Annotated in this window: 25 protein-coding genes and 1 pseudogene; 22 read left to right on the top strand and 4 right to left on the bottom strand. The window is 59.5% G+C overall.

The annotated features are described in order from the left end of the window. Nucleotides 1-74: 74 nt before the first annotated feature. A complete protein-coding gene (locus tag AC07VO_RS26865) occupies nt 75-1,649 on the bottom strand; it encodes a winged helix-turn-helix domain-containing tetratricopeptide repeat protein (RefSeq protein ID WP_086944908.1) in 1,575 nt (524 codons plus the stop codon). Nucleotides 1,650-1,875: 226 nt separating this feature from the next. On the opposite strand from AC07VO_RS26865, the gene AC07VO_RS26870 reads away from it, so the two are divergent. The 7 genes from AC07VO_RS26870 (at nt 1,876) to AC07VO_RS26900 (ending at nt 8,265) form a co-directional block, all read left to right on the top strand. Further along, entirely contained in the window at nt 1,876-2,625 is a 750-nt protein-coding gene (locus AC07VO_RS26870) for an SDR family oxidoreductase (protein WP_026286720.1), read from the top strand. Nucleotides 2,626-2,697: 72 nt separating this feature from the next. Beyond that, on the top strand, nt 2,698-3,177 hold the full coding sequence (locus tag AC07VO_RS26875; protein ID WP_019648590.1) for a carboxymuconolactone decarboxylase family protein: 480 nt from the start codon (nt 2,698-2,700) through the stop codon (nt 3,175-3,177). Nucleotides 3,178-3,250: 73 nt separating this feature from the next. Continuing rightward, nucleotides 3,251-3,652: a cupin domain-containing protein gene (locus AC07VO_RS26880; protein ID WP_019580213.1), complete on the top strand. Its 402-nt coding sequence runs from the start codon at nt 3,251-3,253 to the stop codon at nt 3,650-3,652. A 113-nt stretch (nt 3,653-3,765) separates the two neighbouring features. Further along, a complete protein-coding gene (locus tag AC07VO_RS26885) occupies nt 3,766-5,292 on the top strand; it encodes an efflux transporter outer membrane subunit (protein WP_086944909.1) in 1,527 nt (508 codons plus the stop codon). A gap of 71 nt (nt 5,293-5,363) precedes the next feature. Continuing rightward, the gene (locus AC07VO_RS26890; RefSeq protein WP_086944910.1) at nt 5,364-6,860 is read left to right on the top strand and encodes an MFS transporter; all 1,497 of its coding nucleotides are present in this window, start codon (nt 5,364-5,366) and stop codon (nt 6,858-6,860) included. Nucleotides 6,861-6,866: 6 nt separating this feature from the next. Next, nucleotides 6,867-7,898, top strand: a complete 1,032-nt coding sequence (locus tag AC07VO_RS26895) for an HlyD family secretion protein (RefSeq protein ID WP_018930039.1) — start codon at nt 6,867-6,869, stop codon at nt 7,896-7,898. Between the two features lie 55 nt (nt 7,899-7,953). After that, complete coding sequence (locus AC07VO_RS26900) at nt 7,954-8,265, top strand: DUF7693 family protein (protein WP_086944911.1); 312 nt, start codon at nt 7,954-7,956, stop codon at nt 8,263-8,265. Here AC07VO_RS26900 and AC07VO_RS26905 read toward each other — a convergent pair. Beyond that, a complete protein-coding gene (locus AC07VO_RS26905; RefSeq protein ID WP_086944912.1) occupies nt 8,254-8,832 on the bottom strand; it encodes a hypothetical protein in 579 nt (192 codons plus the stop codon). The two genes, AC07VO_RS26900 and AC07VO_RS26905, sit on opposite strands and share 12 nt — an antisense overlap. 144 nt (nt 8,833-8,976) lie before the next feature. On the opposite strand from AC07VO_RS26905, the gene AC07VO_RS26910 reads away from it, so the two are divergent. Further along, complete coding sequence (locus tag AC07VO_RS26910; protein ID WP_086944913.1) at nt 8,977-9,417, top strand: hypothetical protein; 441 nt, start codon at nt 8,977-8,979, stop codon at nt 9,415-9,417. A gap of 37 nt (nt 9,418-9,454) precedes the next feature. Then, the gene (locus AC07VO_RS26915) at nt 9,455-9,718 is read left to right on the top strand and encodes a hypothetical protein (protein WP_140393623.1); all 264 of its coding nucleotides are present in this window, start codon (nt 9,455-9,457) and stop codon (nt 9,716-9,718) included. Between the two features lie 103 nt (nt 9,719-9,821). Here the strand turns inward: AC07VO_RS26915 and AC07VO_RS26920 are convergent, their stop codons facing one another. Next, on the bottom strand, nt 9,822-10,451 hold the full coding sequence (locus tag AC07VO_RS26920; RefSeq protein ID WP_086944914.1) for a hypothetical protein: 630 nt from the start codon (nt 10,449-10,451) through the stop codon (nt 9,822-9,824). A gap of 179 nt (nt 10,452-10,630) precedes the next feature. Here AC07VO_RS26920 and AC07VO_RS26925 point away from each other — a divergent pair, with 179 nt between their 5' ends. From AC07VO_RS26925 to AC07VO_RS26975, 11 genes are all read left to right on the top strand, one after another. Further along, entirely contained in the window at nt 10,631-11,086 is a 456-nt protein-coding gene (locus AC07VO_RS26925) for a hypothetical protein (RefSeq protein WP_086945810.1), read from the top strand. Between the two features lie 163 nt (nt 11,087-11,249). Further along, nucleotides 11,250-11,564, top strand: a complete 315-nt coding sequence (locus AC07VO_RS26930; RefSeq protein WP_086945809.1) for a hypothetical protein — start codon at nt 11,250-11,252, stop codon at nt 11,562-11,564. Between the two features lie 222 nt (nt 11,565-11,786). Continuing rightward, a complete protein-coding gene (locus AC07VO_RS26935; RefSeq protein WP_018925643.1) occupies nt 11,787-12,638 on the top strand; it encodes a putative selenate ABC transporter substrate-binding protein in 852 nt (283 codons plus the stop codon). Further along, nucleotides 12,635-13,432, top strand: a complete 798-nt coding sequence (locus AC07VO_RS26940; protein ID WP_019648578.1) for a phosphonate ABC transporter ATP-binding protein — start codon at nt 12,635-12,637, stop codon at nt 13,430-13,432. Before AC07VO_RS26935 ends, AC07VO_RS26940 begins: the two co-directional genes overlap by 4 nt. Beyond that, complete coding sequence (gene phnE, locus AC07VO_RS26945) at nt 13,426-14,253, top strand: phosphonate ABC transporter, permease protein PhnE (protein ID WP_018925641.1); 828 nt, start codon at nt 13,426-13,428, stop codon at nt 14,251-14,253. The genes AC07VO_RS26940 and phnE (AC07VO_RS26945) overlap by 7 nt, the downstream gene beginning before the upstream one ends. After that, entirely contained in the window at nt 14,250-15,017 is a 768-nt protein-coding gene (gene phnE, locus AC07VO_RS26950; RefSeq protein ID WP_086944918.1) for a phosphonate ABC transporter, permease protein PhnE, read from the top strand. Before phnE (AC07VO_RS26945) ends, phnE (AC07VO_RS26950) begins: the two co-directional genes overlap by 4 nt. A gap of 290 nt (nt 15,018-15,307) precedes the next feature. Next, entirely contained in the window at nt 15,308-16,090 is a 783-nt protein-coding gene (locus AC07VO_RS26955; protein ID WP_086944919.1) for a transporter substrate-binding domain-containing protein, read from the top strand. Nucleotides 16,091-16,145: 55 nt separating this feature from the next. After that, the gene (locus AC07VO_RS26960; protein ID WP_018925638.1) at nt 16,146-16,874 is read left to right on the top strand and encodes an ABC transporter permease; all 729 of its coding nucleotides are present in this window, start codon (nt 16,146-16,148) and stop codon (nt 16,872-16,874) included. Continuing rightward, nucleotides 16,871-17,581 carry an ABC transporter permease gene (locus AC07VO_RS26965; protein ID WP_064618600.1) on the top strand — a complete coding sequence of 237 codons (711 nt, stop codon included), beginning with the start codon at nt 16,871-16,873 and terminating at the stop codon, nt 17,579-17,581. The genes AC07VO_RS26960 and AC07VO_RS26965 overlap by 4 nt, the downstream gene beginning before the upstream one ends. A 16-nt stretch (nt 17,582-17,597) precedes the next feature. After that, a complete protein-coding gene (locus AC07VO_RS26970) occupies nt 17,598-18,362 on the top strand; it encodes an ABC transporter ATP-binding protein (protein ID WP_018925636.1) in 765 nt (254 codons plus the stop codon). 125 nt (nt 18,363-18,487) lie between these two features. Further along, nucleotides 18,488-19,228: a Mut7-C RNAse domain-containing protein gene (locus AC07VO_RS26975; protein ID WP_018925635.1), complete on the top strand. Its 741-nt coding sequence runs from the start codon at nt 18,488-18,490 to the stop codon at nt 19,226-19,228. An 88-nt stretch (nt 19,229-19,316) separates the two neighbouring features. Here AC07VO_RS26975 and AC07VO_RS26980 read toward each other — a convergent pair whose 3' ends face one another. Continuing rightward, the gene (locus AC07VO_RS26980; RefSeq protein WP_086944920.1) at nt 19,317-20,843 is read right to left on the bottom strand and encodes an MFS transporter; all 1,527 of its coding nucleotides are present in this window, start codon (nt 20,841-20,843) and stop codon (nt 19,317-19,319) included. Between the two features lie 193 nt (nt 20,844-21,036). Here AC07VO_RS26980 and AC07VO_RS26985 point away from each other — a divergent pair, with 193 nt between their 5' ends. After that, on the top strand, nt 21,037-21,897 hold the full coding sequence (locus AC07VO_RS26985; protein WP_086944921.1) for a LysR family transcriptional regulator: 861 nt from the start codon (nt 21,037-21,039) through the stop codon (nt 21,895-21,897). Between the two features lie 97 nt (nt 21,898-21,994). Further along, nucleotides 21,995-22,077 (top strand): annotated as a pseudogene (locus tag AC07VO_RS26990) (LysE family translocator); the annotation flags it as partial.

The following is a 22,077-nucleotide window of genomic DNA, read 5'->3' on the forward strand; positions in this document are numbered from 1 at the left end:
GGGCTGGGCGTTTGGATATGTCGATTCTGGCTGCTCCAGACGCCTCTCCCCGCGCAGTGAACAGGCGGTGCCCCTTATTCCGGCAGTCCCGCTTTGCGTAGACCGTCCACCAGCGTGGCGAGATTCTCCGGCCTGTGGATCGGTAGCCAATCAGAGATATTGCTGAGGCACAACGTAGGATCGAGCTTGCGCAAATGGTCCATCGCACGCTGCGCTTCGGCCATCCGTCCGGCAAGCGCATGGCTCGCTGCAAGGATGGCGACAGCCAACAGAAAATCGGGCAAATCCCGAAGTGCTTTCTCCGCCCATGACGACGCCGTATCAAAGCGCCCCACGAAGAGATTCGCGACTGCCATTCCGGCTTGCATTCTGTACAGCTCCGGGTCGAGGGGACTGAACCGCATGGCGTGCGTAAAGTACTCGATGGCTGCATCGGTTTCGCCGTGCCAGAGTCTGAGGAACGCGCCGAGGAACCATGCGGCGGCGAGGTTCGGATTGAGCACGAGTGCCTTGTCCAGCAATGCAATGCCACCCCGCAGGTCGCCGGCAAGATAGCCAAGCGTATGGCCGCTTCTGGTGAGAGCGACCGCATCGCCCTTGTCCAACTCCACTGCCCGGCGAGCGAGTCGGATACCCTCCGCGACCTCCCGTGGGTGATCAGTCATCCAGCGATTGGCTTTGCGCCAACTATGACACCAGGCCGCCATCGCATAGGCCGATGCAAAATCCGGGTCGCACTCTATGGCCCTATGGAAGAGCGGCAGCGCCTGGTCGATGGCCTCCCGGGTGCCATGATGAAGCTTGGCCATTGCGCGCAGATAGTAATCGTAGGCGTCGAGACTTTCGGTGGGCGTGTGCCTCGCACGTTCGATCTCCGCCCGCTCAAGCTGTGGCGCGATCGCGCCAACCACGCTTTCGGTGATCTGGTCCTGCAGTTCGAAAATGTCCCCCAGCACACCTTCGAAACGACCCGCCCAATGGTGAGCCCCGGTTGTCGCATCGATCAGCTGGGCCGTGATGCGCACGCGATTGTTGGCTTTGCGCCAACTGCCCTCCAGCACATAGCGAACGCCCAATTCGCGACCGACTTGTTTCACGTCCACCGTACGGGTCTTGTAGGTAAAGCTCGAGTTGCGCGCGACGACAAACAGCCAGCGATACTGCGACAGCGCCGCGATGATGTCCCCTACCACGCCGTCGGCCAGGTAATCCTGCTCTTCATCCCCGCTCAAGTTCACGAACGGCAAGACCGCGATGGACGGTTTGGCCGGCAGCGCCGGCTCGGATGCAGAGGCTTGAACCGAGGGGGCGGATTCGGTGCCTGGAAGGCCAACGCAATCCAGCGACTTGACGTCGGCGACGAAGCGGAACCCCTTGCGGGCCACCGTTCGAATCACACGCTGCTGCTGACCGTTGTCACCGACCGCCTTGCGCACCGCATTGATATGACTGGCCAGGGTCGACTCGGAGACTATACGTCCGACCCATATCGCATTGATCAGATCGTCCCTGCTGACGACGTGCTCGCGGTTCTGCGCCAGGTAAACCAGCAGGTCGAAAACCTGGGGCGCAGTGGCAACGACCTGGGAGGCCCGAAGGAGTTCTCGCCGGTCCAGGTCGAGCACGCAGTCATCAAACACCAATAGCATTCAGGGCTCCTGTCCCGTACTCACGCGCCGGGCACATGCCCGTGGTTACCGGCCGACGATTGGCGGCCAGGGGACGTGATTTATAACACGGGTTCCTGGACAAATAGCCAAGCCAAATTCAATGGAAACCCAAGGCTTCGACAAAGTATCGCGCCCGGCTGGCGAGCATGCTCCCTACATCGATCACTGCAACGAATTTGATCGACACCCAACCGAGGAGCGGGACATGAAAATTGTCGTTATTGGCGGTAGCGGACTGATCGGGTCGAACATTGTCAGCAGGCTACGTCTCTATGGACACGAGACGGTGGCGGCCTCGCCACGTACGGGCGTGAACACCCTCACCGGCGAGGGGCTGGCCGAAGCGCTTGCCGGTGCCCAGGTCGTCGTCGATGTGGCGAACTCCCCCTCATTTGAAGACCGGGCCGTCATGGAGTTCTTTCAAACGTCCGGTCGAAACCTGCTTGCAGCCGAAGCGGCCGCTGGGGTGGAGCACCATGTCGCGCTCTCTGTCGTAGGCCCCGATCGTCTTCCGCAAAGTGGTTACTTCCGGGCAAAAGTCGCCCAGGAAGAGCTGATCAAGGCGTCGAAGATCCCCTACACCATCCTGCGTTCGACGCAGTTCTTCGAGTTCATCGAAGGCATTGTCAATTCGGGTGCCGACGGCGACACGATTCGCCTCTCGCCTGCCCTTATCCAGCCCATCGCATCGGATGACGTCTCGGCGGTGCTGGCCGATCTTGCGGTCGGGGCACCGGTCAATGGCATCGTCGAAGTGGGCGGACCGGATCGTTTCCCTCTCGATGAACTGGCGCGCAAGTTTCTTGCCGCGCACCACGACAAGCGGCAGGTCATCGCCGACGTGCATGCGCGCTACTTCGGCGATGAGTTGAATGATCGATCCCTGGTCGCGGGCGACGACGCGCACATCGGTCCGACACGCTTCCTGAACTGGCTCAGCCGCACATCGGCTTAAAGACCGCGCCAGTCAGCCAGGCAGGACGCTATCGAATCTCCACCTACGTATTTCTCACACAGAGGATTCACCATGACCCAGCGCATCGATTACCAGAAGCAATCCCCCGAGCTGTTCAAGAAGTTCGTCGAGTTCAGCCTTGCCTTCAAGCAATGCGCCATCGAGGAGTCGCTGCGCGATCTCGTGGATATCAGGGCATCGCAACTCAACGGCTGCGCCTTCTGCGTGGACATGCACGTGAAGGAAGCCACGATCCATGGCGAGCGGCCCCTCAGGATCCACCATGTCGCCATCTGGCGTGAGTCAACGCTGTTCAGCCCACGCGAACGCGCGGCCTTGGCATGGACCGAAATCCTTACCCAGATTCCCGCCCATGGCGTGCCTGATGAGCTCTATGAGCGTGTTCGTATACAACTGTCCGAGAAAGAGATATCGGACCTGACCTTCCTGATCATGTCGATCAATGCCTGGAATCGCATCAACGTGGGCTTCCAGGTCGTGCCCGGCTCGTACGACAAGGCATTCGGCGTAGACAAGTCCGGCCTGTCCTGATCAGGCATCGGCACACAGGCGCAGCCCCGCCAGGGTGCTGCGCCATCTACTAATCGACAACGAGGAACACGCCATGTCCATTTTCAGAACCTTCGCCATAGGACTCCTGTTGACCACCGGCACCGCCGGCGCGCAGGAGGCATTGCCACCGGCGCAGGTAACACCGCTGATGACCAAAGCACTGGCGGACTATCCCGGTAAGGAAGCGGTGATGATTACGGTGGAGTTTCCACCGGGTGGAGGCGATCCCGTGCATCGGCACAATGCACACGGATTCATCTATGTGCTGGAGGGTTCGATTGTGATGGGCGTGCGCGGCGGCGAATCCGTCACGCTGACACCGGGCCAGACCTTCTACGAAGGCCCGGACGACGTCCACACGGTCGGGCGCAACGCCAGCCTCACCAAACCCGCCAAGTTTCTGGTCGTCCTGTTGAAGGACAAGAGCAAGCCCATTTTTACTCCGGTGCACTGACAGCACCGCCCGCACACGCGGCCAGCTGCGTGCTCGGTGACGCCCTGCTCGGCCGACATCATCCGTTCAACGATATCGGCCTGGGGCGCTCCCTTCCTCGACAGGACGCTGCAATGACTTCTCAACGGCTGCTTTCACAATTACGGCAGTGCGCAATCGCAACCCTAGGCGCAGTTTCGCTGGCCGGCTGCATGGTCGGCCCCGACTTCGTGAAGCCTGAAAACGGTCTTCACCAAACGGTGCTAGCGCCCAGACAGGACTACCCAAGCGCCGCCCTGACTTCCGACGCCGCAGTGCCCTCCCAGTGGTGGTTGTTGTTCAACGACGCCGCGCTCGCCGAGCTGCAATCACGTGCGCAGGCTGACAACCTTGATCTGCTCATAGCCTCCGAACGCATTGAGCAAAGCCGAGCGCAACTGGGCATCGCCTCCTCGCAGTTGCTGCCCAGCGTGGCGGCCAATGCCAGCTACACGCGTGAGGGGCTCAGCGAACATGGCAAGTTCGCCGCCCTGGGAGCGCCTACTGCCCCCGATAATTTCTGGCAGCTTGGATTCGATGCCAGTTGGGAGCTCGATCTGTGGGGCCGTGCCCAACGCACGCGCGAAGGTGCTGCAGCGACCCTGGAAGCCACGGTGTATGACCGCGAAGCGGCACGGGTGGCTTTGTCCGCCGAAGTGGCGCGCACCTATTTGCAGTTGCGCGGAACGCAGGCACAACTGGACATTGCACAGCAAAATCTGAGGATTGCCGAACGCACCCTCGGCCTGGCCGAAAGCCGCGAGCGTAACGGCGTCGCGACGCGCTTCGAAACCTCGTCCGCTCGCGCGCAATTGGCGACGATCAAAGCCTTGGTTCCCGAACTGACCCAGCGCCGCAACGCACTGATGAATGCCCTCGCGTTGTTGATGGGAGAACAGCCACGCACACTCGATGCGCAACTGCGTCAAGCCATGCCCTTGCCTTCGCTGCCGACCCGCGTACCGGTCGGCGTCCCTTCGGAATTGGCTCACCGGCGACCCGACATCCTGCGCGCCGAAGCCCAGCTGCATGCCGCGACAGCCGCCATCGGTGTGGCCAAGGCTGATTTCTACCCGCGTATCGGTTTGAAAGGAAAAGTCGGCGTGGAAGCTTTTGAAAGCAGCGATCTCGCGAGTTGGGACTCGCGCTTCTTTTCCGTCGGCCCGACGGTTTACCTCCCGATCTTCCAGGGCGGACGGTTGACGCAACGCCTGGCCCTGAACCAATCACGGCAAAAAACCGCCGCGCTGGCTTATCGGCAAACGGTATTGCGAGCCTGGCATGAAGTGGACAACGCCCTGGATGCCTGGGCGGCACAACAACGCCGGCACGCTGAATTGCTGGATTCGTACGAACAGAACAAGCAAGCACTGCAGTCTGCCGAACGCGGCTATCAGCAAGGCGCTACGGACTATCTGAGCGTACTGACGGCGCAGCTCAATGTGCTTGCCAGCCAAACCAGTCTCAATGACAGCGCGACCAACGCCACGCTCACCGTGGTCAACCTCTACAAGTCGCTGGGTGGCGGTTGGGACCCGCAGGCTGGCATCGATCATTCAACGGCACCTCCATCGGTTGCCCTCGCGTCTCCGGTCGTTTCACCTTCGAAGGCCGACCAATGAACGGAGTCGCATTGTCGCCAGCGCACGTCCCTGCTACCGCAACGCCCGGGGCCAAACCCTCGATACGCCCAATGGCAGGTCTCGTCGGGATTTTCATCGCAGCCATGATGGCGGGTTTGAACACCCGCGTCGGCGCATTGGCGTTGGCCGATGTACGCGGTGCACTCGGTTTTGGCCTCGACGACGCCTCCTGGCTGACCACGGCGTACAGCGCCGGGGAATTGATTGCCATGCCCTTTGCGGCGTGGTTTGCCATTACCCTTTCGCTGCGGCGCTTCGAACTGTGGATGCTCGGCAGTTGTGCACTGCTGGCGGTGATCCTGCCCTTCATCCACGATCTGAACCTGCTGCTGACCTTGCGCTTTGTGCAAGGCATTGCCTGCGGCACGACGATTCCGCTGCTGATGATGGCGGCGCTGAAATTCCTGCCAGCGCCCATCCGGCTGTATGGGCTGGCGTTGTATGCGATGACCGCGACCTTCGCGCCCAATCTCTCGATCTGGCTGGCCGGGTACTGGACGGATGGGCTGTTCGATTGGCGCTGGGTGTACTGGCAGATCATTCCCCTGACCCTCATCGCCGGATTGTTGATCGGGTGGGGACTGCCTCGGGAGCCCATTCAGATCCCGCGCTTTGGGCAGGCCAATTGGTCCGGCATGGCTTGCGGTGTGCCCGCGCTCGGCTTGATCACCGTTGCACTGGATCAAGGCGTGCGGCTGGACTGGTTTCATTCGCCCTTGATCACCTTATCGCTGGTGGCCGGGCTGGCCCTGCTGGCCGTCTACCTGCTGACTGAGTGGTATCACCCCTCGCCGTTCATCAAATTGCAGATCCTCGGCCGCCGCAACCTGGGACTGGGCTGCATTCTGTTCGTCTGCCTGTTGGTGGTGCTGATGTCCAGCTCACTCTTGCCGGCCAGCTATCTGGGCCCGTTGCAGAACTACCGCCCCCTGCAAATGGCATCGATCGGTTTGATCGTCGCCTTACCGCAACTGGTCCTGGGGCCTGTCGTGGCGCTGCTGCTGTATCAGAAGCGGGTCGATGCGCGCATCGTGTTCACGTTGGGGTTGTTGTTGATCGCACTGGCATGCTTCTACGGCGCGCAATTGACCTCCGACTGGAACCGCGAGCAGTTCGTCGTGGTGCAAACTTTGCAAGCGTTCGGCCAGCCAATGGCGGTGGTATCGATGCTGTTTCTGGTCACCAGCGTTGTGCAGCCCCCCGAAGGACCTTATGTGTCCGGCACCATCAACACCCTGCGCGCCTTCGGTTCACTGGCCGGTGCGGCAGTAGTCGGACAGCTGATGACCGTGCGCGGTCGTTTCCATGGGGAAATGCTGCTGGACCATGCGGCCCTGGCAGATAACGCCCTGGCGCTTGAGCCTTCGCAACTGATGGACCTCATCGGCCAGCAGTCGCAGGTGCTGTCGATCGCCGACGCCTATCGCGTGCTGGGCATTCTGGCGCTTGTGTTGATTCCTCTGGTGCTGCGGCTGACCTACATCCCCGCACCCGACGTGCGCGCGGCCTCGCCCTCTTCCTCTCCTTCATCTTCCTCACACGGATAACCCATCATGGCCTTGCCAAAGAAAGCCAGGATCATCAGCGCGGTGCTACTGCTTGCAGTGGCGATCGGCGGTGTTCTCTATCTCAATCGCCCCGAATCCAGCGCATCGACCCAGTCCACGGACGATGCCTATGTCCACGCCGACTTCACCACGGTCGCACCGCAGGTGTCGGGAACGGTCGACTCAGTGATGGTCGAAGACAACCAGCTGGTCAAGAAAGGCGATCTGCTTGCGATCATTGACGACCGTGATTTCGTTGCGGCCCTGAACGCAGCGAAGGCCGAGGTCGCCAGTGCCCGGGCCGGCATCGCCAGCTTGCAAGCGCACCTGATTCAGCAGGAAACCGCCATCCGCCAGGCCCAAGCGGCCGTTGCCGCAGACGATGCTGCGCTCAAGCTGGCCAGCGTCAATCAGACCCGTTATCGCAACCTGGCCACCGACGGCTCGGGAACGGTGCAAGCGCGGCAACAGGCCGAAGCGCAACTGAGCATTCAACAGGCCCGTGGGGAAACGAGCCAGGCAGGTTTACAGGCCGCTCGGCAACAAGTGGATATCCTGAAAGCTGATCTGGAGAAAGCCAGGGCGGCTCTTGCCCACGCGCAAGCCGCACAAGCCACCGCAGAGCTGAAACTTTCCTATACCCGCATCACTGCGCCGATCGGCGGCACGATCGGACAGAAATCGGTGCGTATCGGTGCTTTCGTCAATGCCGGAAAACCCTTGCTGGCGATTGTTCCGCTCGATGCCGTCTATGTCACGGCCAACTACAGGGAGACGCAACTGGCGCGTGTACAAAAGGGTCAAGCCGTGGATATCGAGGTGGATGCCTTGCCGGGCGAGACGCTGCAAGGAACGGTGGACAGCCTGGGACCGGCCAGCGGAGTCACCTACTCCGCCGTCGCGCCGCACAACGCCACCGGCAACTTCACGAAGATCGTCCAGCGCTTGCCTGTACGCATTCGCATCGATCCCGATCAGCCCGCGGCGGCGAAGCTGCGAGTCGGCATGTCCGTGACGCCGAAAATCCGTATCCGGTGATATGACGCCGGCGTGTCTCGTTACAATGCTCCAAAAGCTACTCCCAAGAATGAGAATGACCTTGCAGAGCCTAACCCCGACACCCGCCCTCACCGCCCGCGAAGTCTGCCAACGCCTGCGAGACGCCGCCCTGGAAGTCCTCCCGTTGCGGCGCCTCCACGAACCGTGTGAACCCGGTCAGGTACAGGTCGATATCGAAGGCTGGCGTCTGACCCTCGACTTCGACGGCAACCGCTTGCACCACTGCCAACACTGCCGGAGTCCGGACGGTCGCGAGGGAACACTCCAGGCCTGGCGTTACGGCACTGACCCGGTCAGTTTACTGAGCACCTGGGAGTTGGCGCAGGTTGAGCGACTATTGAGATAGCGACGACCCGTCCACCGGCGAGGAGCAAGTTGGAATATTGGCCGTAACGTACTGGATCACCTCTTCAAGCGAGTCTATGTCTGGAGCATTGCTCACTAACATTTCCGGGCGGCACCATGGGTAATCCAGATGCGATAGCCACTCCATGATGCAGTGCAGATCAGTCTCTGGCAGGGTTTTCATGTGCTCGATGGTGATAGTGAGCCTCTGGACAAGTCCCGACTCGGGGCTGAACTGCCATTCATACAGACCGCAACCGACCCGGGCTTCACCGGAGTGCTTGTCGGACATGCCGACCAGCCATTTGCACTGGAAGGTTTTGGCCTGCGGTTCAGGTGGGTGTCCCAGGCAGAAGGTATAGACGTTTTCGAAGGTCTGGCCGAACCGCCTGACCAGCACATCACCGATAGGCCCAAGGCCTTCGACGTGGGGTGGAAACGAGATGGATCCGGTGTGCACGACCATGTCCAGGATCGCGTCCGGCGCAAAGGCCTGGTCTAACAAATGTGGACGGTTGCCGTCCTTGGCTTTGATGTACTGTCGAATCGATAGTTGAGCAGTGTTCATTGTGTGTCCGTCGCATCCATTCTTGGTTGAGAGCCGCCTCATACGAGGCTCACATGACTCGCCTTTACAAAGCACTATTCCATAAGTCCCCCAAAATAGGAAAAAGGCAGCGATGGTTACTTTCTGGCAAAGGGACTCAGCCTCATGATGCGTCGTGTCGGCTTTTTGCTCATCGGGACTCTCGGACTGGCACTGATCCTGCCTTGGGCTGCCTATTGGGTCGGTCTGAGCAGAATTTCGCAGTATCCTTCGCCCCCCTCTCAAGCTATATCCACTGCGCAACGTGAGTGGGTATGGAGCCTGGCCAAAGGCTCAGGCGAGCCGGTAATAGTGCAGTTGAGCCCGTACTCATATCTGTACGACCTTTTCATTTTGAAAGGTAACAACGATAGGAAAATGCAGGTCGCCTGGTGGGTAGCCTCTGAACACTTGATCAAACAGGACTCAACACAGCGAATGCTGTGGTGGCACCTGTCCGGCGCGGCTCTGACTATATGGTTAACCAGAAACTGGACAGATCAGCAGATAACAGCAGCGGCTTTCGTCGCCCTTCAGCAGCGGGGCGAGGTATATGGTGGTCACTAGCCAACAAAGCATTGGGGAAGCGCAATGGGAGGCATAAATGCTCAGGCTGTTCCTGTTATTGACTATTTTGTGGTGTGTATTCATATCGACTGCAATGGCGTTTGCACCGGAACGCGTGCTCGCTTATGTACAACGAAGTCGTATCTGGATGTGGTACATGAAAACCATATTCAGTATTACAAGCGAATCCCTTGGTAGTAAAACGGCTGTTCGATGGGTACGCATTCAAGGAGGAATCGGTTTGATTGCGGCACTGCTGGCGCAATATGTCTGGCTTGTTCATCCTGCCTCTAGCCCATAGGCAGCCGTTCAAGGTGGCCATATCCGTTGTCTGACTGCCTCAGTACGTGAAGCTGCCTCTGATCAGAAGCAGCTATTTGCCAGAAGCGATATCAACAGTGCGGCTAGCAGCTGGTTGTTTGACCCGCATCAATCCTATTGATGCGCCCGTTGTCCGACCGGGTCCACAGCCAGTTATACACGTCGTATCCGCCTTCGCACTTGCCTTGCTTTCTGCCCTGGAAGTCGAAAGTCCGCCATGCGCCATTCTGATGTGAAGGTATCCCGAGCACTCTTTGAATATCTATGTCTGTAGAACCTGGCCATAGGTGATTGGCAAATGACACAGGATGCAACTGTGCCGGTAACGCAGGACAGTCACTGCTCGGCCGTGCAGTCTTGAGTTTCTCGGCGACAACACTGGTCACATAGTGGCTGTCCCCGCCCATCTCGGCATTCGAGATGATCCATATCCGCACGCCGACACTTGGCTGGCTGAAGCACAACCAATACACACTTGCACCTGCATCGCCTTGATGTGCGAGGGTGCCAACGGAAGCTTCGCTCATCACCTGCGCTAGCGTTGTTTTCTCGAATTGAATGACCAACGCCCCAAGCGTAGCGCCTTGCGAAGGAGCCTCCTTCAGAGTGGCCGGCCATTCGACCACATCGAATGGGCCCATGGGCGGTGGGACAGCGGCTGTCGCGCTAAAGGCGATGCTGAACGATCCGAAAAATAGCGATGACCGATTCATTGCGCGCCTCCGTTTGACTACCAACACCTCAGATCTTAGTGAACGCGATGAATTTCTGCCCTTCGCGACCGGCTGCAAACGGCCAAAAGCGGTCAATCAACCGATGAAATTTGCCTTGCCCCTCCCTTCAATGTTGTATGTAATCCCACGCACATTCAGTGCATTAAATGGTTCGCAGGATGGACACTAGTTCCCTCACATTTCAACAGTTGTTTCGTCCGGGAAGCTCCTCAAATGGCTGCACCGTGGCCGAACGATTCTCCATCGATTTTCTGATTGACGAACGTTCGTTGCTCAATGCTCTCGTCTTAGCTGATGGTGGTCATTCAGATTTCATGGGCTGTTTCGTCAAGGGCTTCCCGGAGCCAAACAGCCTATCTAACTCTCGCCTACTTTTACGCGAACACGCTGAAACAGAAAGTGGTCGTATACTCCTTTACATCTGCCCCGAGTGCGGCGACATCGGGTGTGGCGCCTACTCAGTATATGTTCGCCAAAACGATGACTGTTTCACTTGGGATTCCTTTGCTTACGAGAACGGCTATGAAGAGCCTCAAATCATAGACGGTGTTGGCCCCTTCACATTTGAGAAGCATGCATATGAGGCAGCTATCACCGATGCTGCGGCTTTCTAAAAGGTAATTCAGCAGCCCTATTGCAGACATCTGCAACGGGCACAATCGGCCGGAAGGAGTCACTGGACACCTCTGCCGTCAGTCGCTAGCCTCAGCCGTCACTGACATTTAGGTGTCTCACAAACTCTTCACATACAGCCAAAAGTCAGGAGCCGGCACACCTATGGCCTACGAACTTCATATTGTCAGACCAATGGAAATAGCTCTTGAAGAATGGCAATCACTTTGCGTAAGTGATCCATCGATGAAGCTAGAAAACGAGTTTGCTCGCAGAAATCCCGTCACCGGTGAAACCATTGTTTCCAGCGGGAAAAACTCAGCAATTTGGACGTCTCCACTAACACAGCAACAGTATCTCTTTGATTATCGCAGGGGGATGATTTCCTTCGTCTACAGCGATGCGGCAATCATTAAGGCCAAGAAAATTGCGAAAGCACTCGCAGGCAGTATTGAAGGAGATGAAGGTGAGGCATATTGAAAATAGCTTGATGACGGATGCTCTCTAGCGTCCTCTCAGCGGATTTCACCTGCTAGCTGCCGACTGGCCGCTATGGGTCGTATGCCGCCCTTCGCAATAAACCGCAATAGCCCAAAAGCAGTCAATTTCGCTCCATTTCGGCTACCCTCACAAAGCGCCACGCAGCAATCACCTTGTGCCAGGCGCCTCGACATTCTTTCGTAAATGCACCGGAGATGTTCCATGCTCAAGCGTACCCTGGCACTGGCCGTCGGCTTGTCCTTGTCTTTTTGCACCCTGCTGGCGCAAGCCGCCGAGACCCTGAAAGTCAGCGCGATTCCTGATGAGGCCCCGACCGAACTGCTGCGCAAGTTCAAGCCGCTTGGCGCCTATCTGGAACAACAATTGGGCATGAAGGTCGAGTTCGTGCCCGTGAGTGACTATCCGGCGGTGGTCGAGGCGCTGGCTACCGATCGCATCGATCTGGCCTGGCTGGGCGGCTTTACGTTCGTGCAGGCACGCCTGAAAACCGGCAATGCCATTCCGTTGGTGCAGCGTGAACAGGACGCCCAATTCACCAGCAAATTCATCACCGCCGACCCAGCCGTCAAGTCCCTCGCCGATCTCAAGGGCAAGACCTTTGCCTTCGGCTCGGTGTCCTCGACTTCCGGCAGTCTCATGCCGCGCTACTTCATGCTCAAGGAGGGCATCAAGCCGGAAACGTACTTTAGCCGCGTGGGGTACTCCGGTGCCCATGACGCCACCGTTGCCTGGGTCCAGGCTGGCAAGGTCGACGCCGGGGTGCTCAACGCCAGCGTGTGGGAAAAACTGGTCGCCGCCGGCAAGGTCGATACCACCAAGGTCAAAGTGTTTTCGACCACCCCTGCGTACTTCGACTACAACTGGACGGTGCGCGGAACCCTCGACCCGGCGCTGGCGGCCAAGATAAAGGCTGCGTTCCTGGCGCTCGATCCGGCGAACCCGAGGGACAAGGAGATTCTGGACCTGCAGGCCGCCAGCCGCTTCATCGAAACCAAGCCTGAGAACTACAAGGGCATCGAGGAAGCCGCACGCGCCGCCGAACTGCTCAAATGACATTGCATCTGACCCAGGTCAGCCTTACCCACGCCAACGGTGTCCAGGCGCTGCGTGGCGTGGATTTGCACATCGGTGCACGCGAACAGGTCGCGATCATCGGCCCGTCCGGCGCGGGTAAGTCGAGCCTGCTCAACCTGTTGGCCACCGCCCTGCGACCGGGCAACGGCGAGCTGCAGGTGCTCGGCGAGCGTGTCTGGCAGCTTTCTGCCCGTCAGCGTCAGCGGCTGCGCGCGCGTATCGGTCTGATTCATCAGGCGCCTCCCCTGCCCCCCCGCCAGCGCGTGGTCACCGCAGTTCTGGCCGGCAAGCTGGGTCAGTGGGGTCTGGGCAAGAGCCTGCTGAACCTGCTGCATCCGCTGGATGTTCCAGGCGCACGCGCGGCATTGGCCAGGCTGGACCTGAGTGACAAGTTGTTCGCGCATTGCCAGCAACTGTCCGGCGGACAGCTACAGCGCGTGGGCATTGCCCGCGTGTTATATCAAGCGCCCGAGGTGTTGCTGGCCGATGAGCCGGTATCGGCCATGGACCCGGTGTTGGCCCAGCACACGCTTTCGGTGCTGTGCCGCCATGCCCGGGAGCAGAACGTCACCCTGGTCGCCAGCCTGCACGCGGTGGAGCTGGCCCTGGCGCACTTTTCGCGCATCATCGGCTTGCGTGATGGACAGATCCTGTTCGACCTTGCGGCCAGCGCCGTCGACCGCGAGCTGCTCGACAAGCTCTACGCCAATGAGCAGTTGCAGTCCTCGCCGATTCCTCCGGCTCCCTTGAGTGTGCAGATCCCCCGATGCTGACGTCTGACACCCGCGATCCGGCCGCCCTGCCCCGTCTGCTGCTCACCCTGCTGGCCCTTGCCTTGCTGTGGCCCGGCATCCGCTTCAGCGAGTTGGACCTCCGTGTGCTGGTGGCGAGTGACAGTCAGAGCGAGATGGGCCGGTTCGTGTCCGCCTTCTGGCCACCGGCCCATGGCGACGAGTTCATCCAGCTGTTGTTGCAAGCCACCCTGCAGACCCTGGCCATCGCCACGGCCGGCATGGCCCTGGCGTTGCTGTTGGCTGTTCCCGCCGGCCTGCTCGCCAGTCGTGCCCTGTCGCTGTCTGCTGCCTCCCGCGCTGGCCACCCGAGCTATTGGGGCCAACTGCTGCGTTGGCCCATACGCGGCTTGCTGATCTTCCTGCGCAGCGTGCCGGAAATCGTCTGGGCCCTGCTGTTCGTGCGCGCCGTCGGCCTCGGTCCGACGGCCGGGGTACTGGCCATTGCCATCACCTACAGCGGCATGTTGGGCAAGGTCTATGCGGAAATTTTCGAGTCGGTCGACCAGCGCCCGGTACACGCGCTACTGCAGTCCGGCAGTGGTCGGCTCGCAGCCTTTTGCTACGGAATCCTGCCCAATGTCGCTGCGGAACTGCTGTCGTACACGGTGTACCGCTGGGAATGCGCAATCCGCGCCTCGGTGGTGATGGGCTTCGTCGGAGCCGGCGGCCTGGGCCAGCAAATGGATTTGTCGTTGCGCATGTTCGCCGGTGGTGAAGTGGCCAGTCTGTTACTGACGTTCCTCGTCCTGGTGCTGCTCGCCGATCAACTCAGCCGCCTGCTGCGCTGGAGGCTGACATGAATCGCCTGTTCAACCTGGCACTGCTCCTGTGCATCGGCGCAGCGGTCATCGCCTCGTTCAACTACCTGGGCATCGACCTCGGCGAGCTCGGCGGCGCCGGCAACCTGAAGCAGATGGGCGCGTATGCGCAGCGTTTTCTCAGCCCGGACCTGAGCCCGGGCCATCTGCAAGCCATCGGCCACGGCGCCCTGGAAACCCTGGCCATGTCGGCCCTTGGCACCCTGCTCGCGGCGGTGTTCGGCCTGTTACTGGCATTGCCCGCAGCCGGGCGCTACGGCTGGCCTTTGCAGAGCGCGTCACGCCTGGTGCTCAACGCCTTGCGCGCGGTGCCGGAACTGGTATGGGCCGCGCTGATGGTCCTGGCCGCCGGGCTCGGCCCCAACGCCGGCACCCTGGCCTTGGCCCTGCACACCACCGGCGTGCTCGGCCGGTTGTTCGCCGAAGCACTGGAAAACACCCCACCAGAACCGGCCGACGCCATCCGTTTGCAGGGCGCCAATACCGTATGGGCGTTCTGTTACGGCACGCTGCCCAACCTGTTGCCACAGCTACTGGCCTACATCCTGTACCGCTGGGAAAACAACATCCGCATGGCCAGCGTGCTCGGCTTCGTCGGCGCCGGTGGTTTGGGGCAAATGCTCTATGTCAGCCTCAGCCTGTTCCAGGAAGCTCAAGCCAGCACGGTTATTCTGGCGATGCTGTTATTGGTCTTGGCCGTCGATACATTGAGTAGCTGGAGCCGTCAGCGTTGGGTCAAGGCTTGAGCCAGGAAAGTCGGCGCCCTTAACCCACACTTTGTTACCGCATACCCCAGCCCGGTGTAAAAACCTGCTTAGGTAACAGCCCCGCGGGCTGCCTCCCCCCAGCGTTCACCTGCCTGCCAAGCCCATCCCAGAGCGCCGTAAGCGCTTTCTCAAACGCCCGATCGGCGAATTGGCCGGGTGATTGCATATGCTTGTCTGTACAAGTACTTGCGTGTGCATAGGACATTTCGCAACGCAGTACACGCGCTCTTGCGGCACAAGCGCTTTCGATGGTCCCTGGGAATAAAATAATGAAAAAAGCATTTCTCACTCTTTCTGCATTGGCTTTGTGTGTGGCTGCCGGTTCTGCGCTGGCCAAGGAGTACAAGGAGTTGCGCTTTGGCGTCGACCCCTCTTATGCGCCGTTCGAATCCAAGGCCGCCGACGGCGGCCTGGTGGGCTTCGACATCGACCTGGGCAACGCGATCTGCGCGGAGCTGAAGGTCAAGTGCAAGTGGGTTGAAAGCGACTTCGACGGCATGATTCCCGGCCTCAAGGCCAACAAGTTCGATGGCGTGATCTCTTCCATGACCGTCACGCCGGCGCGTGAGAAAGTCATCGATTTCTCGAACGAGCTGTTCTCTGGCCCGACCGCGCTGGTATTCAAGAAAGGCGCGGCCATCGGCACCGATCCGGCCTCCCTCAAGGGCAAGAAAATCGGCTACGAGCAAGGCTCCATCCAGGAAGCCTACGCCAAGGCCGTGCTGGACAAGGCCGGGGTAGAGACCCAGGCCTACGCCAACCAGGACCAGGTGTACGCTGACTTGATCTCCGGACGCCTCGATGCCTCGATCCAGGACATGCTGCAAGCCGAACTGGGCTTCCTGAAGTCGCCACCAGGCGCCGACTTCCAAGTCAGCGAGCCGGTCGAAAATCCCCTCCTTCCAGCCAAGACCGCCGTGGGTCTCACCAAAGGCAACGTCGAGCTCCAGGCCTTGCTGAACAAAGCTATCAAGGCACTGCACGACAATGGCACCTATGTGGCCGTCCAGCAGAAGCACTTTGGCGATCTGAATCTCTACAGCGACAAATAATGACCCTGCGCCCATTTCCGGATGGGCTCTTCTTTGATTGACGTAGGGCTGCTCAATGTTAGAAAACCTATTGCAGATTCTTGGGCTGTCAGACTTTAGCCTCAAGGGTTTCGGCCCGCTGTTGCTGCAAGGCTCCTGGATGACGGTCAAATTATCCTTTCTGTGCTTGCTGGTGAGCGTTGGCCTGGGCCTGATCGGCGCCAGCGCCAAGCTTTCGAAATCGGCACTACTGCGTGTCCCTGCGCAGGCCTACACCACGCTGATTCGCGGGGTGCCGGACCTGGTGCTGATGCTGCTGATCTTCTACAGCCTGCAAACCTGGCTGTCCTCGTTTACCGACTTCATGGAATGGGAATACGTCGAGATCAACCCCTTTAGCGCCGGGGTCATTACCCTGGGCTTCATCTACGGGGCTTATTTCACCGAAACCTTCCGTGGCGCCATCCTTGCCGTACCGCGAGGGCAGATGGAAGCGGCTACCGCCTACGGCCTGACCCGCGCCCAGCGCTTCCGCCTGGTGGTCTTCCCGCAAATGATGCGTTTTGCCCTGCCGGGCATCGGTAATAACTGGATGGTGATCCTCAAGGCCACCGCGCTGGTGTCGATCATCGGCCTGGCCGATCTGGTCAAGGTGGCCCAGGACGCGGGCAAGAGCACCTATCAGTTGTTCTTCTTCCTGATTCTGGCCGCCTTGATCTATCTGGTGATCACCACCGTTTCGAACTACGTCTTGCGCCGGATGGAAATCTTCTACGCCGCAGGCACCCGGGAGGCCGTGCGATGATCGAGCTACTGCAGGAATACTGGAAACCTTTCCTGTTCCAGGACGGCAATCACATCACCGGGCTGGCCATGACCCTTTGGCTGCTCAGTGCTTCGATCTTCTTCGGCTTCGTGATGTCGATCCCGCTGTCGATTGCCCGGGTCTCGAGCAATGTCTGGGTGCGCTGGCCGGTGCAGTTCTACACCTACCTGTTTCGCGGTACGCCGCTCTATATTCAGCTGCTGATCTGTTACACCGGCATTTACAGCCTGGCCGCGGTGCGGGCTCAGCCAGTACTGGATGCGTTCTTTCGCGACGCGATGAACTGCACCATCCTCGCCTTCGCCCTGAACACCTGCGCCTACACCACGGAGATCTTCGCCGGGGCGATTCGCAGCATGAACCACGGTGAAGTCGAAGCGGCCAAAGCCTACGGGCTGACCGGCTGGAAGCTGTACACCTACGTGATCATGCCGTCCGCCCTGCGTCGCTCGCTGCCTTACTACAGCAACGAAGTGATTCTGATGCTGCACTCGACCACCGTAGCCTTCACCGCGACCATCCCGGACATCCTGAAAGTCGCGCGGGACGCCAACTCGGCGACCTTCCTGACCTTCCAATCGTTCGGCCTCGCCGCGTTGATCTACCTGGCAGTCACGTTCTCCCTGGTCGGCCTGTTCCGCCTGGCTGAACGCCGTTGGTTGTCTTTCCTCGGCCCGGCTCACTAATTCAGGATGCTTGTTCATGTACAAACTGACCGTTGAAAACCTGCACAAAAGTTACGGCAACCATGAAGTCCTCAAGGGCGTTTCGCTGAACGCCAGGACCGGCGATGTGATCAGCCTGATCGGCGCCAGTGGTTCGGGCAAGAGCACCTTTCTGCGTTGCATCAACTTCCTGGAAACACCCAACGACGGCGCCATGAGTCTGGACAACCAGCCGATTCGAATGGTCCATGACCGCCACGGCATGCGCGTGGCCGATGCCAACGAACTGCAACGCATCCGCACTCGCCTGGCGATGGTATTCCAGCACTTCAACCTGTGGAGCCACATGACGGTGCTGGAAAACATCACCATGGCTCCACGCCGGGTGCTGGGTGTCAGCAAGAAGGACGCAGAGGATCGCGCCCGGCGCTACCTGGACAAGGTCGGTTTGCCGGCACGGGTTGCTGATCAATACCCGGCGTTTCTCTCGGGTGGTCAGCAGCAACGGGTCGCCATTGCCCGTGCCCTGAGCATGGAACCGGAGATCATGCTGTTCGACGAGCCGACGTCAGCCCTGGACCCGGAACTGGTGGGCGAAGTGCTCAAGGTGATCCAGGGGCTGGCCGAAGAAGGCCGCACCATGATCATGGTGACCCACGAAATGAGCTTTGCGCGAAAAGTGTCGAACCAGGTGCTGTTCCTGCACCAGGGGCGGGTCGAAGAGCAAGGTGCGCCCGAGGACGTATTGGGCAACCCCAAGAGCGAGCGCCTGCAGCAATTCCTCAGCGGCAACCTGAAGTAACCGGAGCGCCTTCGAGCGACCGCTGGGTTGCTCGAAGGCGCTGGCTCAACCTGATAATCCATCCCTCCCGCCCTCTACTGAGCAGCTGAACTCATTCTTCCTGCAGCCCTGCCATACTGTTCAGCATGACCCGTGCAACTTTCCGCTTCTACGAGGAGCTCAACGATTTCCTGCCGGCCGAGCGACGGCGGCAGTCCTTTACTTGCGAGTGCGCGCGAGGGGCGACGGTCAAGCACATGATCGAGGCGCTCGGGATACCGCACACCGAGGTCGAGATGGTGCTGCTCAATGGCGAGTCGGTGGGCTTCGAGCGGGTGATCTTCGACGGTGACCGGTTGGCGGTGTATCCCAAGTTCGAAGCGCTGGACATCAGTCCGTTGCTCAAGGTTCGTACGCAACCTTTACGGGTGCTGCGCTTCGTCGCTGATGCGCACCTTGGCGGATTGGCCAGTCTGCTGCGCATGAGCGGCTTCGACACCCTCTACGACAATGGCTTCGACGATGCCGAGATCGCCGAAATCGCCGCGCAGCAAGGACGCATCGTGCTAACCCGCGACCGCGAACTGCTCAAGCGGCGGATCATCAGCCACGGCTGTTACGTGCATGCCCTGAAACCGTCGCTGCAGCTGCGCGAATTGTACGAGCGCCTCGACCTGGCGCGTAGCGCGCGCCCCTTCAGCCTGTGCCTCCATTGCAACCTGCCGCTACACGAGATCAGCCCGGAACTGGCCCGGCCGCAAGTGCCGCCACGCGTTGGCGTCCTCTATTCGCACTTCCTGCGCTGTGACGCCTGCCAACGGATTTACTGGGAGGGTTCGCACTGGCGCGGCATGTGTGCGCTGTTGGCACCTCTACTGGACCGATAGTCGAGCGCATCGGCTCGGTTGCATGGTCAGGGACAACTGGCTTTTGCATCAGATGGATAACGGCCAGAAGCAGTCCTTCGAATGACAGTCAGCGGTGAGAATGAACGGCTTTGCTCGAACGAAAGACCAGGTAACTTGCCACCACCAGCACCCATGCAGCAATACCGCCATACAGCATCACCCAGCCAAACCCATGCGCCAAAGCTGCGTTGGCGACATCGACCGGAATCGTGATCCCTTGGCCAGTCGGCACCAACACGGCAGAGTTGCCGGCCGAAATATTCTCCGCCAGCCATCTCAGTTGCCCATCATCGGGCGAGCCAGACAACTGGTTGCGCAGGGAAGACAGGATACCTTCCACCAAGATGAATCCCATCAGCGCGATATTGATTGCAAGGCTGATCATGCGAGCGCTGATATCGATGCCCGATGCCATGCCGGCACGTTCACTGGGCACCGATCCGGTGGTGGTATTGGTCACAGGTGTATTGGTCAGCCCCAGTCCGATTCCGGCGATCAGACAGCCTGGAAGCATCGTCAGCCAGCTGGCGTGCGCGACACTGCTGCCCCATTTCATCAGCAGGAACCCCAATCCTATGGTGAACAAACCTGCGGGAATCACCACGTCAGGTCGATAGCGCAGCGCCAGCCGTTCACCTAACGGGGGAACAACCAGCGTCGGCAGCGTATAGGCCAGCAGTGCCAGACCGGTGCCGACACTGGCGTAGCCCAGGCTATTTTGAAAGTACAGCGGCAGGTAAATCATGAACGGCCAGAAGCTGAAGTTCATGCCTGCCGACCCTAGCAAGGCACCCGAGAAGCGACGGATGCGCAATACCGAGAAGTCGAACATCGGATCGACATAGCGTCGCTGCGCAACGACAAAGACGATAAAGCTGAGCATTGCCACAACCAGACAAGTGATGGCCGAACCGCTGGAGAAACCCTCCCCCGCGCCCTGGGTGATGAACCAGGAAAGGCCAAACACTGCCAGTGACAGCGAAATAATGCCCAACACATCCAGCCTGCGACGCTGCGGATCACGTGACTCATCGACACCGGCGATCACCAGCACCAGCGCGAGCACGGCAATGGGCGCATGCACCAGAAACACCCATTCCCAACTCGACAACGCCACGATAACGGCGCCGATTATCGGGCCAAACCCCAAACCGATACCGAACACGATTCCCCAGGCACTGAACGCTTTTCCGCGCGCAACTCCCGACTGGAACCGGTGAGACAGCACGGCCACCTGACAGATCAGCATGGCACCACCGGACATACCTTGCAGGAAACGGTTTGCGATCAACACACTGGCGCTTTGTGCCCATCCACAGCCCAGTGAGGTAATGCCGAAAAGCACCAGGCTGATGACAAACACTCGCTTGCGCCCATACCGATCCGCCAATGTGCCGGTGGCCATCAGCACCGTGGTGCAGGCGATGGTGTAGGCATTCATGATCCACTGCATATCTTTGAAATCGCTGTGCAGAACCGATTCAAGAGTCGGCAGGATTGCCGGCACGCTCGAGATTTCCAAGCCGAACATCAGCGACGCCAGGCACACGGCGGCGATGGTGAAAATATCCTTTTGCGAAGAAGAGAACTGCATCGTGATCTTCCAGATCAAGTTGATGGGCACTGGCAAGACCGCTCTGAACGCCGTCAGGAGTAGAGACGCGATAGCCTCGCCAGCGTCACCCGGCACAAGTCCAAGTGACCGGCCGCATTCTGGAAGCAATTAAAAAATGACAGAAATGATTTAATTTCGTAGGTTTTATTAATATTCGTCATGAGTTGACTTAATGGACTTCGACCCAGCTCTGTTGCGTGCTTTTGTCGCGATCAAGGACACCGGTAGTTTCACTCGTGCCGCAGAGCGGCTGCATTTGAGCCAGTCAGCGATCAGTCATCAGATCCGGCGTTTGGAAGAACAGGTCGGTACCACGCTATTGGTACGCACTACCCGACGTTTGACACTGACGGAAGATGGTGAAGATTTTCTGCGCCATGCCGAACAAATCCTCAGAGCACAAGACGCCCTCTCCCGACGTTTCGAAGCGTCGTCGGTATTCGGGGCCGTGCGCTTCGGTGTGCCAGAAAACTTTATCGGCGACGGCCTGCCGCCGTTACTGACTCGGTTCGCCAGACAATTTCCCGCCGTACGCCTGGATGTAACCGTCGGCACCTACCTCGATCTGCGCGCACTGGTTGATGCCGACGGGCTCGATCTGGCCGTGGTCATGGCATTGCCGGGCAGCCAGGCCGGCGGTACCGTGCTGCGCGAAACCCGGTTTGTCTGGGCCGCTGCGCAGAATTTCGAATTTACCGGCGATGCCCCTTTGCCACTGGCGTTTGCCCCAGCACCCTGCTTGCACCGCCAGGTGGCCGTAGATGCGTTGGAGAGTTCCACCGTAGATTGGCGGGTCGCCTTTACCTCTCCAAGTCAACAAGGACTGAGAGCGGCGGTATTGGCGGGACTTGCCGTCACCGCTCTACCGCTGGGCGATCTAGAGCCTGGCATGGTGGTCATTGACGGCCAACATGGCCTGCCACCGCTGCTGGATGCTGATTTCAGACTGATATGGAGTGTCACGGGAAAGACGCCCGCGGCCAATGCATTTGGACAACTGCTGGTGGAGATGTCTGAGTTGCCATCGATCTAGAACAAACTGACTACCATTGGCATTTCAGGTAAGTGCCCTGCTCTTAGAACACTCATTTGCGTAATGAACACCGTCCACAGGACTCGCGAGGAAACACATGATTGATGGTTCCGCCGTTTTGACAGTCTTTTTGGTCTACTTGGCCGGCGTCGTTATCCCCGGGCCAAATTTCGTTGCGGT

The sequence above is a fragment of the Pseudomonas sp. GW821-FHT03E01 genome (assembly GCF_059420765.1).

What these genes read in the sequence shown, in the direction of transcription:
- AC07VO_RS26870 (WP_026286720.1), top strand. Translation starts at nt 1,876, where the DNA reads ATGAAAATTGTCGTTATTGGCGGTAGCGGACTGATCGGGTCGAACATT.
- AC07VO_RS26965 (WP_064618600.1), top strand. Translation starts at nt 16,871, where the DNA reads ATGATCGAGCTACTGCAGGAATACTGGAAACCTTTCCTGTTCCAGGAC.
- AC07VO_RS26865 (WP_086944908.1), bottom strand. Translation starts at nt 1,649, where the DNA reads ATGCTATTGGTGTTTGATGACTGCGTGCTCGACCTGGACCGGCGAGAA.
- AC07VO_RS26905 (WP_086944912.1), bottom strand. Translation starts at nt 8,832, where the DNA reads ATGAACACTGCTCAACTATCGATTCGACAGTACATCAAAGCCAAGGAC.
- AC07VO_RS26980 (WP_086944920.1), bottom strand. Translation starts at nt 20,843, where the DNA reads ATGCAGTTCTCTTCTTCGCAAAAGGATATTTTCACCATCGCCGCCGTG.
- AC07VO_RS26885 (WP_086944909.1), top strand. Translation starts at nt 3,766, where the DNA reads ATGACTTCTCAACGGCTGCTTTCACAATTACGGCAGTGCGCAATCGCA.
- phnE (WP_086944918.1), top strand. Translation starts at nt 14,250, where the DNA reads ATGAATCGCCTGTTCAACCTGGCACTGCTCCTGTGCATCGGCGCAGCG.
- AC07VO_RS26925 (WP_086945810.1), top strand. Translation starts at nt 10,631, where the DNA reads ATGGACACTAGTTCCCTCACATTTCAACAGTTGTTTCGTCCGGGAAGC.
- AC07VO_RS26975 (WP_018925635.1), top strand. Translation starts at nt 18,488, where the DNA reads ATGACCCGTGCAACTTTCCGCTTCTACGAGGAGCTCAACGATTTCCTG.
- AC07VO_RS26960 (WP_018925638.1), top strand. Translation starts at nt 16,146, where the DNA reads ATGTTAGAAAACCTATTGCAGATTCTTGGGCTGTCAGACTTTAGCCTC.
- AC07VO_RS26940 (WP_019648578.1), top strand. Translation starts at nt 12,635, where the DNA reads ATGACATTGCATCTGACCCAGGTCAGCCTTACCCACGCCAACGGTGTC.
- AC07VO_RS26900 (WP_086944911.1), top strand. Translation starts at nt 7,954, where the DNA reads ATGACCTTGCAGAGCCTAACCCCGACACCCGCCCTCACCGCCCGCGAA.
- AC07VO_RS26895 (WP_018930039.1), top strand. Translation starts at nt 6,867, where the DNA reads ATGGCCTTGCCAAAGAAAGCCAGGATCATCAGCGCGGTGCTACTGCTT.
- AC07VO_RS26955 (WP_086944919.1), top strand. Translation starts at nt 15,308, where the DNA reads ATGAAAAAAGCATTTCTCACTCTTTCTGCATTGGCTTTGTGTGTGGCT.
- AC07VO_RS26935 (WP_018925643.1), top strand. Translation starts at nt 11,787, where the DNA reads ATGCTCAAGCGTACCCTGGCACTGGCCGTCGGCTTGTCCTTGTCTTTT.
- AC07VO_RS26910 (WP_086944913.1), top strand. Translation starts at nt 8,977, where the DNA reads ATGATGCGTCGTGTCGGCTTTTTGCTCATCGGGACTCTCGGACTGGCA.
- AC07VO_RS26875 (WP_019648590.1), top strand. Translation starts at nt 2,698, where the DNA reads ATGACCCAGCGCATCGATTACCAGAAGCAATCCCCCGAGCTGTTCAAG.
- AC07VO_RS26930 (WP_086945809.1), top strand. Translation starts at nt 11,250, where the DNA reads ATGGCCTACGAACTTCATATTGTCAGACCAATGGAAATAGCTCTTGAA.
- phnE (WP_018925641.1), top strand. Translation starts at nt 13,426, where the DNA reads ATGCTGACGTCTGACACCCGCGATCCGGCCGCCCTGCCCCGTCTGCTG.
- AC07VO_RS26890 (WP_086944910.1), top strand. Translation starts at nt 5,364, where the DNA reads ATGGCAGGTCTCGTCGGGATTTTCATCGCAGCCATGATGGCGGGTTTG.
- AC07VO_RS26915 (WP_140393623.1), top strand. Translation starts at nt 9,455, where the DNA reads ATGCTCAGGCTGTTCCTGTTATTGACTATTTTGTGGTGTGTATTCATA.
- AC07VO_RS26880 (WP_019580213.1), top strand. Translation starts at nt 3,251, where the DNA reads ATGTCCATTTTCAGAACCTTCGCCATAGGACTCCTGTTGACCACCGGC.
- AC07VO_RS26985 (WP_086944921.1), top strand. Translation starts at nt 21,037, where the DNA reads ATGGACTTCGACCCAGCTCTGTTGCGTGCTTTTGTCGCGATCAAGGAC.
- AC07VO_RS26920 (WP_086944914.1), bottom strand. Translation starts at nt 10,451, where the DNA reads ATGAATCGGTCATCGCTATTTTTCGGATCGTTCAGCATCGCCTTTAGC.
- AC07VO_RS26970 (WP_018925636.1), top strand. Translation starts at nt 17,598, where the DNA reads ATGTACAAACTGACCGTTGAAAACCTGCACAAAAGTTACGGCAACCAT.